The sequence below is a fragment of the Pseudonocardia sp. MH-G8 genome (assembly GCF_002262885.1).
Lineage (GTDB): Bacteria > Actinomycetota > Actinomycetes > Mycobacteriales > Pseudonocardiaceae > Pseudonocardia.
In genome coordinates, this window is record NZ_NKYF01000003.1 from 297,003 (window position 1) to 312,693 (window position 15,691).

At 74.4% G+C, this 15,691-nt stretch carries 15 protein-coding genes; 8 read left to right on the forward strand and 7 right to left on the reverse strand.

The features are described 5' to 3' along the window. Positions 1–98: 98 nt before the first annotated feature. Both CFP66_RS10815 and CFP66_RS10820 read right to left on the reverse strand, forming a co-directional pair. Positions 99–332: a hypothetical protein gene (locus CFP66_RS10815; RefSeq protein ID WP_094922706.1), complete on the reverse strand. Its 234-nt coding sequence runs from the start codon at positions 330–332 to the stop codon at positions 99–101. Between the two features lie 188 nt (positions 333–520). Beyond that, on the reverse strand, positions 521–1,084 hold the full coding sequence (locus CFP66_RS10820; protein ID WP_198961367.1) for a helix-turn-helix domain-containing protein: 564 nt from the start codon (positions 1,082–1,084) through the stop codon (positions 521–523). 47 nt (positions 1,085–1,131) lie between these two features. Here CFP66_RS10820 and CFP66_RS10825 point away from each other — a divergent pair, with 47 nt between their 5' ends. Then, positions 1,132–2,298: a benzoate/H(+) symporter BenE family transporter gene (locus CFP66_RS10825; protein WP_233159313.1), complete on the forward strand. Its 1,167-nt coding sequence runs from the start codon at positions 1,132–1,134 to the stop codon at positions 2,296–2,298. 38 nt (positions 2,299–2,336) lie between these two features. On the opposite strand, the gene CFP66_RS10830 is transcribed toward CFP66_RS10825, so the two are convergent. After that, complete coding sequence (locus CFP66_RS10830) at positions 2,337–2,870, reverse strand: carboxymuconolactone decarboxylase family protein (protein ID WP_094923088.1); 534 nt, start codon at positions 2,868–2,870, stop codon at positions 2,337–2,339. A gap of 72 nt (positions 2,871–2,942) precedes the next feature. On the opposite strand from CFP66_RS10830, the gene CFP66_RS10835 reads away from it, so the two are divergent. After that, positions 2,943–3,413 (forward strand): MarR family winged helix-turn-helix transcriptional regulator, encoded by a 471-nt coding sequence (locus tag CFP66_RS10835; RefSeq protein ID WP_094922709.1) that lies wholly within the window; start codon positions 2,943–2,945, stop codon positions 3,411–3,413. An 81-nt stretch (positions 3,414–3,494) separates the two neighbouring features. Here CFP66_RS10835 and CFP66_RS10840 read toward each other — a convergent pair whose 3' ends face one another. Continuing rightward, positions 3,495–5,528, reverse strand: a complete 2,034-nt coding sequence (locus CFP66_RS10840; RefSeq protein ID WP_094922711.1) for a M3 family metallopeptidase — start codon at positions 5,526–5,528, stop codon at positions 3,495–3,497. Between the two features lie 6 nt (positions 5,529–5,534). Between CFP66_RS10840 and CFP66_RS10845 the strand changes: the two genes are divergently transcribed. Continuing rightward, entirely contained in the window at positions 5,535–5,954 is a 420-nt protein-coding gene (locus CFP66_RS10845) for an NUDIX hydrolase (RefSeq protein WP_198961368.1), read from the forward strand. Between the two features lie 29 nt (positions 5,955–5,983). Then, positions 5,984–6,760: an arylamine N-acetyltransferase gene (locus CFP66_RS10850; RefSeq protein WP_094922714.1), complete on the forward strand. Its 777-nt coding sequence runs from the start codon at positions 5,984–5,986 to the stop codon at positions 6,758–6,760. 45 nt (positions 6,761–6,805) lie between these two features. Here CFP66_RS10850 and CFP66_RS10855 read toward each other — a convergent pair whose 3' ends face one another. Then, on the reverse strand, positions 6,806–8,200 hold the full coding sequence (locus CFP66_RS10855; RefSeq protein ID WP_233159315.1) for a GMC family oxidoreductase: 1,395 nt from the start codon (positions 8,198–8,200) through the stop codon (positions 6,806–6,808). 20 nt (positions 8,201–8,220) lie between these two features. Here CFP66_RS10855 and CFP66_RS10860 point away from each other — a divergent pair, with 20 nt between their 5' ends. After that, on the forward strand, positions 8,221–9,480 hold the full coding sequence (locus CFP66_RS10860; protein WP_094922715.1) for a M18 family aminopeptidase: 1,260 nt from the start codon (positions 8,221–8,223) through the stop codon (positions 9,478–9,480). 1,724 nt (positions 9,481–11,204) lie between these two features. On the opposite strand, the gene CFP66_RS10865 is transcribed toward CFP66_RS10860, so the two are convergent. Continuing rightward, positions 11,205–12,110 carry a PfkB family carbohydrate kinase gene (locus tag CFP66_RS10865; RefSeq protein ID WP_094923092.1) on the reverse strand — a complete coding sequence of 302 codons (906 nt, stop codon included), beginning with the start codon at positions 12,108–12,110 and terminating at the stop codon, positions 11,205–11,207. A gap of 138 nt (positions 12,111–12,248) precedes the next feature. Here CFP66_RS10865 and CFP66_RS10870 point away from each other — a divergent pair, with 138 nt between their 5' ends. From CFP66_RS10870 to CFP66_RS10880, 3 genes are read left to right on the forward strand one after another with little or no spacing between them, the layout of a single operon-like run. Next, positions 12,249–12,623 (forward strand): ankyrin repeat domain-containing protein, encoded by a 375-nt coding sequence (locus tag CFP66_RS10870; RefSeq protein WP_094923094.1) that lies wholly within the window; start codon positions 12,249–12,251, stop codon positions 12,621–12,623. Beyond that, complete coding sequence (locus CFP66_RS10875; protein ID WP_094922717.1) at positions 12,620–12,844, forward strand: hypothetical protein; 225 nt, start codon at positions 12,620–12,622, stop codon at positions 12,842–12,844. Before CFP66_RS10870 ends, CFP66_RS10875 begins: the two co-directional genes overlap by 4 nt. A gap of 50 nt (positions 12,845–12,894) precedes the next feature. Further along, entirely contained in the window at positions 12,895–14,397 is a 1,503-nt protein-coding gene (locus CFP66_RS10880) for an FAD-dependent oxidoreductase (RefSeq protein ID WP_094922718.1), read from the forward strand. 6 nt (positions 14,398–14,403) lie between these two features. On the opposite strand, the gene CFP66_RS10885 is transcribed toward CFP66_RS10880, so the two are convergent. Beyond that, on the reverse strand, positions 14,404–15,564 hold the full coding sequence (locus CFP66_RS10885; RefSeq protein ID WP_233159316.1) for an MFS transporter: 1,161 nt from the start codon (positions 15,562–15,564) through the stop codon (positions 14,404–14,406). Positions 15,565–15,691 lie beyond the last annotated feature (127 nt).

Genomic DNA, 15,691 nt, shown 5'->3' on the forward strand with positions numbered 1-15,691 from the left:
ACTCGCGGGGGCCCCGCGAGTCGGGGCCCTCCCCGCGCGAGTCGGGGCACCAGCCCCGCGAGTCGCGGTGCGCGTGTGTGGGTGTCGCTGTGGGTGGGTCAGCCGTGGAGGCGCTTGGTGTGCGGGCGCGCACCGCGGGACCCGTTGGCGGTGTCGCCGCGCGGGCCGACGTGCGTGGGCTCGGCCTTCTTCGCCTTCGCGCGCCGCTCGGCGCGGTTCAGCGGGGCGGCGGGCTCGGCCGCCTCGGGACCGGGCTCCGGATCGGCGGCCACGGCGGGCTCCGGCTGCTCCGGAGCGGGTGTGGCGGGCTGGGACGTGGTGGGCTGGGACACGGAGAACCTCCGAGGTGGTGGTGACAGGGGCCGGCAGAGCTCAGAGGATCACCGGGGCAGCCTAGTGCCCCCCACCGGAAGCCCACCGAACAATTCGGCAGCCCAGCTCCACCGTGCGTCCACCGTGCGTCCACCGACTGCGGTGGCCGAGCGTCCGGTTCTCCGGTGCGGCCGACGGGGGCCGGGCCTCAGCGCTCGGGGCGCGGGTAGCGGATCAGCAGGCCGGCGAGGACGTCCGACTCCCCCAGCGCGGCGTACCCGTGCGGGACGTCGGCGGCCCACTCCACGTGGTCACCGGGGCCGGCGCGCTGCGGGGCGTCCACCGGGCCCGTCTCGAGGACCCCCGCGAACACCGTGGCGTGCTCGGTGACGCCGGCGTGGTGGGCGGGCGAGCGCTGGGCGAGGCCGGCCGGGATGCGCATCCGGTAGAGCTCGTAGGTGACCGGGCCGTCGTCGAACACGCGCAGCAGCCGCATCTCGACCGCGGCACCGTGGAGGGCGCCGGGCGGTGGTCCGAGCAGGGCGGTCAGCGGCAGGTCGAGGGCCGCGGCGACGGCGTGCAGGGTGTCGAGGGTGGGGTTGCGGACGCCCGCTTCCAGCCCGGAGAGCGTGGCTTTGCCCACGGACGCGCGGCGGGCGAGCTCGGACAGCGACAGCCCGCGCCGTTCCCGGAACTCGCGGACACGGCCACCGACCTCGGCCGCGCCCTCGGTCAGGGCGGGCCGCCCACCGCCCTCACTCGCCGCTACCACGTCGGCTATCGTCGCATCGTTCCGTAAACGGAACGAGAGGAGTGGACGTGCGGCTGCAACCCGTGCTGGCCGGCGTCGTGGCTGCGCTCGTCGGCTTCGCGAGCTCCTTCGCCGTGGTGCTCGCCGGCCTACGGGCCGCCGGGGCGGACGACCGGCAGGCGGCGTCGGGCCTACTGGTGCTGTGCCTGACCACCGGGCTCGTCGCGCTCGTACTGGGGCTGCGCCACCGGATCCCGATCAGCATCGCCTGGTCGACGCCGGGGGCGGCCCTGCTGCTGTCGACGGGGCCGCCGTCCGGCGGGTTCCCCGCAGCGGTCGGCGCTTTCGCGGTCTGCGGCCTGCTCGTCGTGGTCGCCGGGCTGGTGCCCACCGTCGGGCGGCTGATCGGGCTCATCCCCGTGCCGATCGCGGCCGCGATGCTCGCCGGCGTGCTGCTCGAGCTGTGCCTCGCCCCCGTGCGGGCGCTCGCGGAGGTGCCGCTGCTCGCCGGCCCCGCGATCGTGGTGTGGGCCCTCGTCGGCCGGTTCGCGCGGGCCTGGGCGGTGCCGGCCGCGCTGGCCGTGGCGGCGATCGCGATCGCGCTGACCGGGCCGGGTCTCGCCGGCGTGGCGATCGCACCGGAGCTCGTGTGGACCACGCCCGCGTTCGACCCTGCGACCGTCGTGGGCGTCGGGCTCCCGCTCTTCCTCGTCACCATGGCCGCGCAGAACGTGCCGGGCGCGGCCGTGCTGGCCCAGTACGGCTACCGCGTGCCGATGCGTCCCGCCCTCACCGCCACCGGGCTGGCGACGATCGCGTGCGCACCCTTCGGCGGGCACGCGGTGAACCTCGCGGCCATCAGCGCCGCGCTCGCCGCGGGCCCCGACGCGCACCCCGATCCCCAGCGCCGGTGGATCGCGTCGGTGACGGCCGGACTGGGCCTGGCCGTACTCGGGCTGGGCGCCGGGCTCGCGACGGCACTGCTCGTGCTGTCCCCGCCGGTGCTGATCGAGGGAGTCGCCGGGCTCGCCCTGCTCGGCGCGCTGGGCGGGGCGCTGTCGTCCGCCGTCGCCGAATCAGACGGGCGGGAGGCCGCAGCGGTCACGTTCGTGGTGACGGCCGCGGGCGTCGGGTTCCTGGGCATCGGCGCGGCGTTCTGGGGACTGGTTGCCGGTGCGGCGATGACGCTGCTGAATCGGCGGCGCAGTCGCGCGCAGGTCCCGGCAGCCCGGTAGGCGGTGGCCAGGAACGTCGACCGACTGAACGCAAACCCTCAGCTCGCGCCCGCGAACTGCGCGTCGACCGGCGCGCCCGTGAGCCGGTTCGCGAGGGTCGACATCGTGTAGGCGCCGATGCCGAGCACCACCTCCAGGGCGTTGCGCAGGGTGTAGTCGTGGGCGAGGAGGGCGCGCACCGCGTCGTCGGGGACGTCACCGGCGGTGGCGAGCACGTCCAGGACGAACCGGCGAAGCCCCTCCAACCGGACGTCGGCGAGCGGTGCACCGGCCTGCAGCGCGGCGATCAGCTCCTCGTCGGCGTCCAGGCGACGCAGGGTGCCGATGTGCATCGCGACGCAGAGGTGGCAGCCGTTGCGGGTGGCCATCGTCATGACCACGACCTCGCGGCACACGGGGTCGAGCGTCGTGGCCTCGAACAGGGCGCTGGCCCGCAGGAAGCCGTCGAGCAGCTCGGGCGACTCGGCCAGGCGCGCCACCGCGCCCGGCAGGAAGCCGAAGCGGCGCTCGACGCCCTCGACGGTGCGGCGGGCAGCCGCGGGCGCGGTCTCGGCGGTGTGGACGGGGAACAGGTCGGACACCCGGATCTCCTAGTATCGACAACGTGGTTGACGAAACAGTAAACCGGGTTGTCGAGTTTGTCGATGGCTGAGCACGACGAGCCGGGCTGGGTGCTCCCGCTGCTGCTCTTCGGCGGCTTCCGGACGCTGATCGACCGACTGCACGCCGAACTCGCCCACCAGGGCCACTCCGACATGCGGCCCGCGCACGGATTCGCCATGCAGGCCATCGGCGTCGAGGGCACCACGGCCAGCGAGGTGGGCCGCAGGCTCGGGGTGTCCAAGCAGGCGGCGGGCAAGACGATCGACCGGCTCGTCGACCTCGGCTACGCCGCGCGCACCGCCGACGCCGCCGACGCGCGGCGCAAGCTGGTGCGGCTCACCCCGCGCGGGATCGACGCCCTGGCCCGTTCGGCGGCGGTGTTCGAGCAGCTCCGCGCGGAGTGGACGCGGGAGCTGGGCGTCGAGCGGGTGCGGGCTCTGGAGGCCGACCTGCGCAGGGTGGTGCCGGCGGAGGCGTTCCGCCTCGACGCGGCCAGCTGGCTCGGCCCGTGAGCCTGCGCCCCCGTTGCAGTAGAGCCACTTTCACGCAACCAGATGGCATGGAAGTGGCTTTGCTGCAATCCGGCCGGGCTTTCAGCCCGTCAGGCCTCGGCGGGTCAGGAGCGGCGCCAGTTCCGGGTCGCGGCCTCGGAAGGCTCGGTAGGCCTCCATCGGGTCGACCGCCCCGCCGCGGGAGAGCAGCTCGCGGCGGAACGCCTCTCCGTTCTCGCGGCGCAGGCCGCCGTTCTCGGTGAACCACTCCACCGTGTCGGCGTCGAGCACCTCGCTCCAGATGTAGGAGTAGTAGGCCGCGCTGTAGCCGCCGCCGAAGACGTGGTTGAAGTACGTGGTGCGGTAGCGCGGGGGCGCGGTCGGCTCGACGACCCCCGCTGCGGCGAGCGCGTCGGCCTCGAACCGTTCCACGTCGTCGATCTCGACGTCCGGGGTGAGGCGGTGCCACGCCTGGTCGAGCAGCGCCGCGGCGAGGTACTCGGTGGTGGCGAACCCCTCGCCGAAGCGGCGGGCCCGGGCGAGGCGTTCCACGACCTCGGCCGCCAGCGGCTCGCCGGTCTCGTGGTGGCGCGCGTAGTGGGCGAGGACCTGCGGGTCCTCCAGCCACATCTCGTTGACCTGCGACGGGTACTCGACGAAGTCGCGGGGCACCGACGTGCCGGAGAACGTCGGGTACCGAACGTCGGAGAACAGCCCGTGCAGGGCGTGCCCGAACTCGTGGAACAGGGTGCGCACGTTGTCGACGGTGAGCAGCGTGGGCTCGCCGTCGGCGGGCTTGGCGATGTTGAGGGTGTTGAGCACGACGGGCCTGCTGCCCAGCAGGTGCGACTGGGCGACGAACGAGTTCATCCACGCGCCGCCGCGCTTGGAGTCGCGGGCGTAGAGGTCGGCGACGAACAGGCCGAGCTGCCCGTTCTCGTCGAAGACGTCGAACACGCGCACGTCGGGGTGGTGGACGGGCAGGTCGTGGCGTTCGGTGACGCGCAGCCCGTAGAGCCGGCCCGCAGCGTGGAAGACGCCGTCGTGCAGCACGCGCTCGAGCTCGAAGTAGGGACGCAGCGAGGCGGTGTCGAGGTCGAAGCGCTCGCGGCGCACGCGCTCGGCGTAGAACGCGCGGTCCCAGGCTTCGACGGGGAAGCCGGCCGCGTCCGACAGCTCCTCGGCCTCCGCCCGCGCGTTCGCCGCGGCCACGGGGGCGAGCTTGCCGAGCATCGCGTCGATCGCCTCGACCGTGCCTGCGGTGGCGGTCTCGACCGCCCACGACGCGTGGTGCGGGTGGCCCAGCAGCCGCGCCCGCTCCGCGCGCAGCGCCGCGAGGCGCAGCACGAGGTCGCGGGTGTCGTGCTCCCCGCCCAGACCCCGGCCGGTGGACGCGCGGTGCAGCCGCTCCCGCAACCCGCGGTCGGTGAGCGAGGCCAGCGCGGGCTGGCCGGTCGGGAGCACGAGGGTCAGCAGGTGGGCGCCCTCGTGCCCGCGGTCGGCGGCGGCGCGGGCCGCGGCCGAGACCGTGTCCGCGGGCAGCCCGTCGAGCTGTGCTGGATCGTCCACCAGCACGGCGGCCGCGTTGGCGCCGGCGAGGAGCCGCGCGCCGAACTCGGTGGAGAGCGCCGAGAGCTCGGCGTTGAGCTCCCGCAGCCGCCCCTGCTCGTCGGGCGCGAGGCGGGCGCCGGCGCGCACGGCGTCGCGGTGGCGGCGCTCCAGCAGGCGCAGCGACTCCGCGTCCAGGTCGAGGTCGTGCCGCGCGGCGAACAGCGCCTCGATGCGGGCGAACAGCACCGGGTCCAGCGTGATCGCATCGGCGTGCGCGGCGAGCTGCGGCGCCACCTCCGCCTCGATCTCCCGGATCCCCGGCGTGCTGCACGAGCTCACCAGCGTGAAGAACACGTTCGAGACGCGCTCGAGGGTGGCCCCGGACCGCTCCAGCGCGACGATCGTGTTCTCGAACGACGCCGGACCCGGATCGGCGGTGATCGCGTCGACCTCGGCCCGCTGCTCGGCCATCCCCGCCGCGAACGCCGGGAGGAAGTGCTCCTCGCGGATGGCGTCGAAGTCCGGGAACGCGAAGGGCAGCGGACTGGGGGCGAGGAACGGGTTGCCGGTCACCCGCGCGAGCATAGGTCCGTGACACAAGTGCAGGTCGGGGTCGGCGCGGTGGTCGTCAACGGCGGGAAGGTGCTCGTCATGCGCCGGGCGGGCGCGCACGGGGCGGGCACGTGGGGCCTGCCGGGCGGGCACCAGGAGTACGGCGAGACGCCGGAGGGCACGGCCGTGCGGGAGACGGCAGAGGAGACCGGGCTCGCGGTGCGGCCGACGGCCCGGCTGGGCTTCACCGACGACCCGATGCCCGACATCGCCCGCCACTACGTGACGCTCTTCATAGCCTGCACGTCGACGGGCGGTGAGCCGCGGCTGCGGGAGCCGGAGAAGGCGACGGCGCTGGCCTGGCTCACGCCCGACGAGCTGCACGCGCGGCGCGGGGAGCTGTTCGCGCCACTGCGCCGCTGCCTCGACGAGGGTCTGCTGCAAAACGCCTTGACCTGAACCGGGGTTCATCTCGGAGGCTGTGGGGCATGGAGGTCGCCACCCACCTCGCCCGCATCGGCATCACCCGGCCGCCCGGCGCCACGAGCGCCGCGCTCGCCATGCTGCACCGCGCGCACATGCGCTCGGTGCCCTTCGAGGACTACGACATCCACACCGGGAGGGCCATCTCGCTGCGCCTCCCCGACCTGCACGACAAGATCGTCCGGCGGAACCGTGGCGGGTACTGCTACGAGCTGAACGGGCTGTTCGCCGCGCTGCTGCGCGAGCTCGGGTTCGGCGTCACGCTGGTGTCGGCGTTCTCGCTCGACGACGACGGCACCCGCGGACCCGACTTCGACCACCTGCGGTTGCTCGTGGACGCGGCCGACGGACGCTTCATCGCCGACGTCGGCAACGGAGCGGGCTGGGCGACCCCCGTGCCGCAGGAACCCGGCGTGCACGGTGACGTGCAGGTGCACCGTGACGGCGACCTCTGGTGGACCTCCGAGCGCCGCCCGGACGGACGCTGGGAGCGCGGCTGGGCGTGGACGGCGCAGCCCCGCGAGCTGGCCGACTTCGCCGACCGCAACCGCTACCAGCAACACGACCCCGGCTCGGACTTCGTCGACCGCCGGATCGCGGTGCTCGCCACCGCGGGCGGCCGGATCTCACTGCTCAACGGCGTGTTCACCGAGATCGAGGGAACGCGGCGCACCGACCGTCCGGTGGCGCAGGCGGAGGAGTGGGCGCTGCTGGCCGACCGCTTCGGCATCGTCCTGGACCGGTCCTGGGCCGAGCGCGTGCCGCAGCTCACGCCCTGCTGACCACCGGCCGTGAGTGGATACGGGTGCTGGAGCACTCGTATCCACTCACGGCATGAGTTCGGCGGCCGCTTCCCCGATCGCGACGGCAGTGGCCGCGGTCCCGCGCCGCGGGACGACCGGCAGCACCGAGGTGTCGGCCACCCGCAGCCCGGCCACGCCGTGGACGCGCAGCTCGGCGTCCACCACCGGCCCGATCGCGGCGCTGCCGCACAGGTGCTGGGCCGTGGTCAGGTGGGCGCCGATCCAGCCGTCGAGGACGCGGTCGTTGCCCAGCACGTCGCCGCCGGGGGCCGCGCGCGTGCCGACGCCGGCGCGCAGCAGCTCCGCGCCGGTGCGTACCGCGTGACGCATCCGGCGGCGGTCGCGCTCCGTGCGCAGGTATTCGTAGGCGATCCGCGGACGGGCCCGCGGGTCGGGCGAGGCGAGCGTGATCGTGCCCCGGCTGTCGGGGTGCGCCAGCGCGCACATCAGGTGCAACGCACCGCCAGGGGTGAACGGCCGCACGAACGCGAGCACCTCGGCGTCGCCCGCCGGGTCGGCCCCGGTGTCCCAGTGCAGGGCGGCCTGGCTGCTCACGGCGTGCGGGTGTGCGGGCGGGTCGGCCGTGGTGAACGGCAGGAACACGGCCGGGTGGTCGGACCAGCCGATCCCGACCGGCAGGTCCCGGACCACGGCCGCCCCCGCGGCGCGCAGGGCGTCCGCGGGTCCGAGACCGGAGAGCAGCAGCAGGTGCGGCGTGGCGATCGCGCCCGCGGCGAGCACCACCTCCGCGGCCTCGACCACGGTGCCGTCGAGCAGGGCCACACCCCGGGCGCGCTCGCCGTCGAACAGCACGCGGGCCACCGGCGCGTCGACGCGCACGGTCAGGTTCGGCCGCTCCCGCAGGTACGCGTCGGCGGCGCTGACCCGCACGCCGTCCACGACGTTGCTGGGCAGCAGCCCGACGCCGGGTGCCGATCCCGCGTTCTTGTCCGGCTCGGCCCGGTGCCCGAGCAGGTGCGCGGCGGCGACGAACCGCTCGGTGGCCGGGTGCAGCAGCGGTCCGGCGGGCCTGCGGACCGGCACCGGTCCGCGGTCGCCGTGCCCGGGCGCGGTGGGCAGGTCGAGGTCGTGCTCGGAGCGCGCGTAGTACGGCACCAGGTCGGCCCACCCCCAGCCCGCGACGTCGGCCGGGGTGGCGCGCACCCAGTTGGCGCCGTTGATCGCGCTCGACCCACCCAACACGCGCCCGCGGGGCACCTCGACCGTCCGCTCGGGCCGCAACTGCGCGGCGTAGGACCAGTTCAGCGGGTGCCCGGCCCGGGCTCCCTCGAGCTGCTCGGGCGGCGCCGCGGCCGGCCCGGCCTCGAGCAGCAGCACCTGCCGGCCGGGGTCCTCGGCGAGACGCCCGGCGAGGGCGCACCCCGCCGAACCGGCTCCGACCACCACCACGTCGTACACGTCAGGGAGGATGCCTGTTGATGACCGATCTCGCGCAGGACCTCGCCGCGTTCGTCACTTCCGCGCCGAGTCCGTACCACGCCGTGGCCGAGGGGGTCCGGCGGCTCACCGCCGCCGGCTTCACCGAGCAGCAGGAGACGAGCCCCTGGGACGGCGCGCCCGGGGGCCGCTACCTGGTGCGTGACGGCACGCTGCTGGCCTGGTTCGTGCCCGAGGGCGCGCCGGCCGGCACCCCGATGCGCATCTTCGCCGCCCACACCGACTCCCCGACCCTCAAGGTCAAGCCCCGCCCCGACGTCGGGTCCGGCGGGTGGCGCCAGGTGGCGGTGGAGGTCTACGGCGGGGCGCTGTGGAACTCCTGGCTGGATCGCGACCTCGGCCTCGCCGGGCGCCTCGCGCTCTACGACGGCAGCACCGTGCTGGTCGACGTGCACCGGCCGCTGCTGCGGGTGCCGCAGCTCGCGATCCACCTGGACCGCCAGGTCAACCAGGGCCTGAAGCTCGACGCCCAGGAGCACCTGCTGCCGATCTGGGGCCTGGGGGCGCCGGTCGAGGGCGACCTGGTCGAGTTCCTGGCCGGGGAGGTCGACGTCGACCCGTCGGAGGTCGCCGCGCACGACCTCGTGGTGCACGACGTCGCCCCGCCCGCCCGGCTCGGCCAGGACGAGGAGCTGCTGGCCGCGCCCCGCCTGGACAACCTCGCCTCGGTGCACGCCGGCCTGGGCGCGTTGCTCGCCGCGGCCGACGACGCCGCGGGCGTGATCCCGGTGTTCGTCGGCTTCGACCACGAGGAGATCGGCAGCGGCTCGGCCACCGGGGCCGCCGGACCGCTGCTGGAGACCGTGCTCACCCGGCTCGCCGGCGGATTCGACGCCCGCGGTGCGGCGTTCGCCGGCTCCCGCTGCCTCTCGGTGGACGTCACCCACGCCGCGCACCCGAACTACCTGGGCCACCACGACCCCACCCACCGCTCGGTGCCCAATGGCGGGCCCGCGCTGAAGGTCAACGCCAACCAGCGCTACGCCACCGACGCCCCCGGCGCCGCCGCCTGGCAACGGGCGTGCCGGGAGGCAGGCGTGCCCACGCAGTTGTTCGTCGGGAGGAACACGGTGCCCTGCGGCACCACGGTCGGCCCGATCATCGCCACCCGCCTGGGCATCCGCACGGTCGACGTCGGCATCCCGGTGCTGTCGATGCACTCGGCGCGCGAGCTCTGCGGCGTCCACGACCCCGGCCACCTGGCAGCGGCCGCGACGGCGTTCTTGACCGATCCCCTCTGACGAACGGCACTCTCGGCGGCTCGTGATCGTGCCGAGCGCTGCGTGATCGGTGCGAGTCGCACGTCATGGTCCTCACGACCGCGCTCACGTACTTCTCGGGCGCCGGCTCGCCGTCATGATCGCCAAGAGTGGTGTGAGGACGACAGATCTGCCGCTCTGGCACCACTCTCGCTGATCATGGCCGCCCGGTTCGTGACCGGATGGGGCTGCGGCGTGTCCACCCTCATGATCGGCGGAATCGGGACATCAGCTGCAGGGGGAGCGTGTTGCCGAATCGGGGCCCGCGGACGCGCGATGGTGATCGCTGCGAGAAGCACCTGCCGTCGCCGCGACAGCACCCACGCACTGCTCGCACCGATCACCCGGCCCTGATCACCCCGACAAGTACGCCACCGTCGTCGCACCCGCACCCACGCACCGCTCGGATCGATCACCCGGCCCTGATCACCCCGACATGTACGCCACCTCGTCGCATCCGCACCCAGGTACTGATCAGATCGATCACCGCGGACCACGTCCGACCGGCAGCGTCGAGCACGGGCGGATGGTCATGGCCGAAGATCGACCACCATGTGCCCGTGATCGACGTAGCGCTCGCGGTGCGGGCGCCTGACCGATTCGGCATCAGCCCGGTGCAGCGCATGTCCCGATCCCGCCGATCATGGCAGCGAACGCGCCTCGAGCCAGCCCGATGATCACCGGTAGGGGGTGGATCGGGACCACCGCAAGGTGCGCGAGCACCCAGCAGGGCGGGCTCGTCCCGAACGGGCCTGGGCCCGCGCCGGGAACGGCCGCCCACCCAGCCCCGATATTCGGCAGTTGTGCCAACCCGGCCACCCCCGCCGACAGGCAGCAGCAGGGGGAACCCGGCCGACTACGCCGAAGACCAGGGCCGGGGTGTGAAGCAGTGGTCGCGAGCCGGGAACGGCGCGCCAACAGGAGATTCCACGACGACGTAGACGTGAGCGGGGTTGGATCTTCCCCGAACCCCGCTCACGTCTACGTGGTCGTGTAGCGGGCGCGGAACGCGGAACCTGGCCGGCCGCGTCCGCGGGATGCGCCACGAGCGAGACGTCAGCGGGGTTTGATCTCCAGCAGACCCCGCTCACGTCTCATTGATCATGCAACGGGCGCGGTCGGGAATGCGAGGTGGCCGTGATCAGCGGAAATGGTGCGAGGGCGACAGATCGAGCGTGTGGCCGGCCCGGGCCTCGGAGGCCCGGTGGTGATCGCTGCGAGAAGCACCTGGCGTCGCCGCGGCAGCGCCCGCGCACTGCTCGGACCGATCACCCGGCCGTGATCGCTCGAGAAGTACGCCACTGTCGCAGCGACCGCTCCCAGGTACTGATCGGACCGATCAGCTGGCCCTGATCACTCGAGAAGTACGCCACCGTCGCAGCGACCGCACCCAGGTACTGATCGGACCGATCAGCTGGCCCTGATCACTCGAGAAGTACGCCACCGTCGCAGCGACCGCACCCAGGTACTGATCGGACCGATCAGCTGGCCCTGATCACTCCGACAAGTACGCCACCGTCGCAGCGACCGCACCCAGGTACTGATCAGATCGATCACCGCGGACCGCGTCCCGACCGGCAGCGCCCGCGGTGCGGGGTCGTGACCGATTCGGCAACAGGGGTCCCTGGTTCGCTGATCAAGGCCGGTGTCGAAGGGGTTCGGGAACGGCGCGCCGGCAACCCGAACCCGGGGAGGATCTCCCACCGTCACGGGCGGGCGCGGTGCGCTACCTCCTCGCGCGACAGGTTCGGGCGGCCGCCCGTGTGGCTCACCGTCAGCACCGCGGCCGCGGAGCCGTACCGGGCGGCGGCCTCCGGGCCCTCGTGCAGGGCCGCCACGATGCCGGCCGTGAAGGCGTCTCCCCCGCCCGTCGTGTCCACCACGTCGGCGTCGCCGAGCGGGATGACGGCCTCCCCGTCCGGCCACACCACCACGTTGCCCTCGGAGCCGGCGCCGAGCACGACCATCCGCGGTCCGCGGGCCCGCAGCTCCCGGGCGACGCGCAGGGCGTCGAGGGCGGAGCCGATCTCCGCGTCGGCCCACAGCCCGGCCTCCGAGTCGTCGGCGCGCAGGACGTCGCACCGGGCGAGCAGGTCCGACCGCGCGCCCGGATCGGGCGGAGCGCCGTCCAGCACGACGGTCGCACCCGCGCGGCGGCCCCTGTCGGCGGCGGCGCAGACGGCGGGCAGCGGCTGCTGGAGCTGCACGACGACCGCGTCCGCGGTGGTGAACGCGGGTGCGGCCGCCGCGACGTCGGCGGCCGTGAGCAGCACCGCCTCGGGGAGGTCCTGCAGGTAGCGCCACCGCCCGCCGCCGTCGACGACGTCGATGATCAGCCCGGTGCGCGTGCCCGGGCAGCGGACGACCGCCCGGGTGTCGATCCCGTCGGCGACCGCGCGCGCGAGCACCTCGTCGGCGTGCCGATCGTCGCCCACCACCCCGACGAGCGCGGGACGGCACCCGAGCTGGGCCAGCGCGACGGCCTGGTTGGCGCCCTTCCCGCCGAGCACCTCGATCCGCTCCCGGACCGCGACCGCCGCGCCCGGCCCGGGCACCTCGTCCACCCGCACCGCGAGGTCCCGCGCGATCTGGCCGATCACCACAACGTCCATCAGCACGCCCACGGTCGCCCGTTCCCCGCACGGCGCGGGCGCACACGCGCATCCGCCCGTACCGTGTGGCGCGTGGATCCGGAGCCACCCCCGACCGCGACCGTCCCGGACGCCGAGACGCTGGCCTTCGCGCACCGCATGTTCGACCTCGCCCGCGAGGGGAGTGCCGCCGAGCTCGCCGCCTACGTCGACGCGGGGGTACCGGCGAACCTCACCAACGACAAGGGCGACACGCTGCTCATCCTCGCCGCGTACCACGGTCATCCCGAGACCGTGGCCGCGCTGCTGGCCCGGGGTGCCGATCCGGCGCGCGTCAACGACCGCAGCCAGACCCCGCTCGCCGCCGCCACCTTCAAGCGCTGCGGCGCGGCGGTCTCCGCGCTGCTCGACGCCGGTGCCGATCCCGCGCAGGGCACGCAGTCGGCGCTGGCCACGGCCGAGTTCTTCGCCCTGCCCGACATGCTCGAACTGCTGCAGGCCCGGGCGGCGCGTGCCGACGAGGAGGGTGTGTGAACGACGAGGAGACACTCGCCGACGGCCGCGACGTCTATTGGTTCGTCGGTGGTCCACTGGACGGCCGCGTCGATACCCGGGAGCCGTCCGACCCGGTGCCGGGCACCGTGCGCTACGTCCACCTGCACGGCGGGCCGCAGATCGTGCACCACTACGACCTGCACGAGGTGGCCGGCCACGGCGGTGAGTACCGGCTGCGGGAACCGGGCGAGCCGGGTTGACCACGTCGATCCCCGGGTAGACGGTCGAACCCGACGCCCCGGAGGGTCCGTTGCCACCCACCACGACCGCCGCGCAGTCGCTCTGGCTCGCCGCGATGCCGTCCCGGACCTACCCGCCGCCCGCGCAGGAGCGCACGTTCGACGTCCTCGTGCTGGGTGGCGGCATCAGCGGCCTCACCACCGCACTGCTGCTGAAGCGCCGCGGCGCGCGGGTGGCGGTGGTCGAGGCCGGGCGCGTCGGCGCGGGGGTGAGCGGCAACAACACGGCCAAGGTCACCGCGTTGCAGTCCACGATGCTGAGCTCCATCGCGGCCGTGCGTGGGTCCGCGGTGGCCGACGAGTACGCCGCGCGCAGCCTGGCCGCCGTCGATCAGGTCGCCGCGCTGGCCCTCGAGCTCGGCATCGACTGCGACATGCAGCGGCGCGACGCGTGCACCGTCGCGGTGCAGGACCTGGACCTGAGCGGCATCGAGCGGGAGTTCGAGGCCGCGCGGCACGCCGGCCTGCCCGTGGAGATGACCGCATCCGCCGATCTGCCCTACCCCGTCGCCGGCGCCGTCCGGCTCGCCGACCAGGTGGAGTTCCACCCCGTGAAGTACGTGGCGGGGCTCGCGGCGGCCGTCGACGGCGACGGCTGCCACGTCTTCGAGGACACGCGCGCGCTGGGCGTCACCGACAGTTCCCCGGTGCTGGTCGAGACAACGCACGGGCCGCTGCACGGCGAGCGGGTCGTGGTCGCCACGCACTACCCGGTGTGGGACCGCGGCCTCTACTTCGCGCGGATGGAGGCCGGCCGGTCCTACTGCGTGGCGGGGAAGGTGCGCGGCGCGCCCGCCCGCGCGATGTCGATCACGACCGGTGACGCGACGTGGTCGTACCGCTCCGCCGGGGATCTCCAGATCGTGCTCGGGCAGGGCCACGCGACCGGTGCGCGCGGGGTCGACGGGTCGCGCTACGCCGCCGTCGAGCGGCACCTGCGTGAGCACTGGGACGTCGAGCAGGTGACGCACCGTTGGTCGGCGCAGGACCCGATGCCCTACGACCACACTCCCCTGATCGGGACCTACCTGCCGGGCTCGTCACGCATGTACGTGGCCACGGGGTTCGCGAAGTGGGGCCTGTCCGGGGCCACGATGGCAGCGTCGATCCTCTCCGAACAGCTCGCGGGCGGGCCGGGCTCCGACACGTTCAGCCCGCACCGCCTGTCGCCGCGCGGGCTGCCGCAGCTGGCCCGGATGAACGCCAAGGTCGGCGTGGACCTGGTCGGCGACCGGCTGCTGCCCGGCCAGATCTCCTCGGCGGCGGAGCTCGCCCCCGGGTCGGCGGGCGTCGTGCGATCCGGCACCGAGCGCACCGGTGTCTACCGCGACGAGGACGGCGCGCTGCACGCCGTGTCGATGCGCTGCACGCACCTGGGGTGCCTCGTCCGCTTCAACGCCGCCGAGACCAGCTGGGACTGTCCCTGCCACGGCTCGCGCTTCGACGTCGACGGCGCGGTGCTCGAGGGCCCCGCCGTCCACCCGTTGCCCGCACGGGAACCACCGAGCACGTGAGCGGCGTCACGCATCCCCGACCGGACGGGCGCTCTCCTCGCCGTGCGGGTAGCGGCCACCGGGGGCGCCGCTACCCGCACCGGGGCGCTCGCGCAGCAGCAACGGGAGGGCCACGGCGATCAGCAGGCCGCACGCCGCCAGCAGCGGCGCCCCGCCGACGGCCCACGCCGCGTACAGCCCGAACGTCGCGAGTTCGGTGCCGAGCGAGGCCACCGACGTCACCGTGGCCCGGGAGCGGCTCGTGATCCGCTCCTGCAGCCGCGCGTCGACGACCACGAGCACCGCCCGGTAGCCGCCGTAGAACACGGCGACGGCCGCGATGCCGGCCGGGTGGCCGGCGAGCCCGGCGCCGCCGAGCAGGAGCATCGCCACGGTGAGCCCGGCGCCGAGCGCCCACGGCGGCAGGCGGGCGGCCGCTCCCGCGAGCGCGGCGCCGGCGACGCCCGCGAGGACGATCGGCAGATCCGCGAGCGGGACGAACGCCGTCGGGACCCCCCAGTCGGCGAGCAGCAGCGGGAAGTACTCCTCGACGACGTCGAACGCGCCGAGCACCGCCGCAGCCACGAGCACGGCGCGCACCGCCGGGGCGCCGGCTGCCTCCGCGACACCGGCGCGCAGCGTCTCGAGGTAGCCCGGCTCGTCGTCGGCGTCCACGCGCGGGGGCTCCGGCAGCCGCGCGGCCAGTACGGCGGCGACGAGGCAGGTGCCGACGCTCACCCAGCCCGCCAGCGGGAAGCCGCCCGCCGCGAACAGCAACGTGGCGGCGAGCGCCGCCGGGAACTGCGCCACCAGCTCCATCGCCGTGACCCACCCGTTGACCCGGGCGTACTGGTCTTCTGCGCCGACCGCCACCAGCCCGTCGTAGAGCAAGGCCTCGAGCGCGCCGGTGACCAGCGAACCGCCGCAGCCCCACAGCACGAAACCCACCGCGAAGCCGGCGAAGCCCGGCAGCAGCACCCATGCGGAGTAGCCGACGGCCTGCAGCACGCCGGCGGCGACCAGGCAACCGCGCCGGGAGAACCGGTCGGCCAGCGCCCCGGAGGGCACCTCGGTGAGCACCGCCACCGCCGACCAGATCGCGAACAGCGCGGAGACCTGCGCGATCGACAGACCGGTGGACGTGAACAGCAGCGCGTAGAGCGGGTAGATCGGCACGACGTCCGCCACCAGGGCCCACGCGACGGTGCGGCGGACGAGCGGACGTGCAGGGGGCGGCAAGGAGCGTCAACCGGGCATACCGGGCACGGTAGCCGGGATCCGGCGTGGAGCACAGCGATTTTTCCCGCGCCATGTG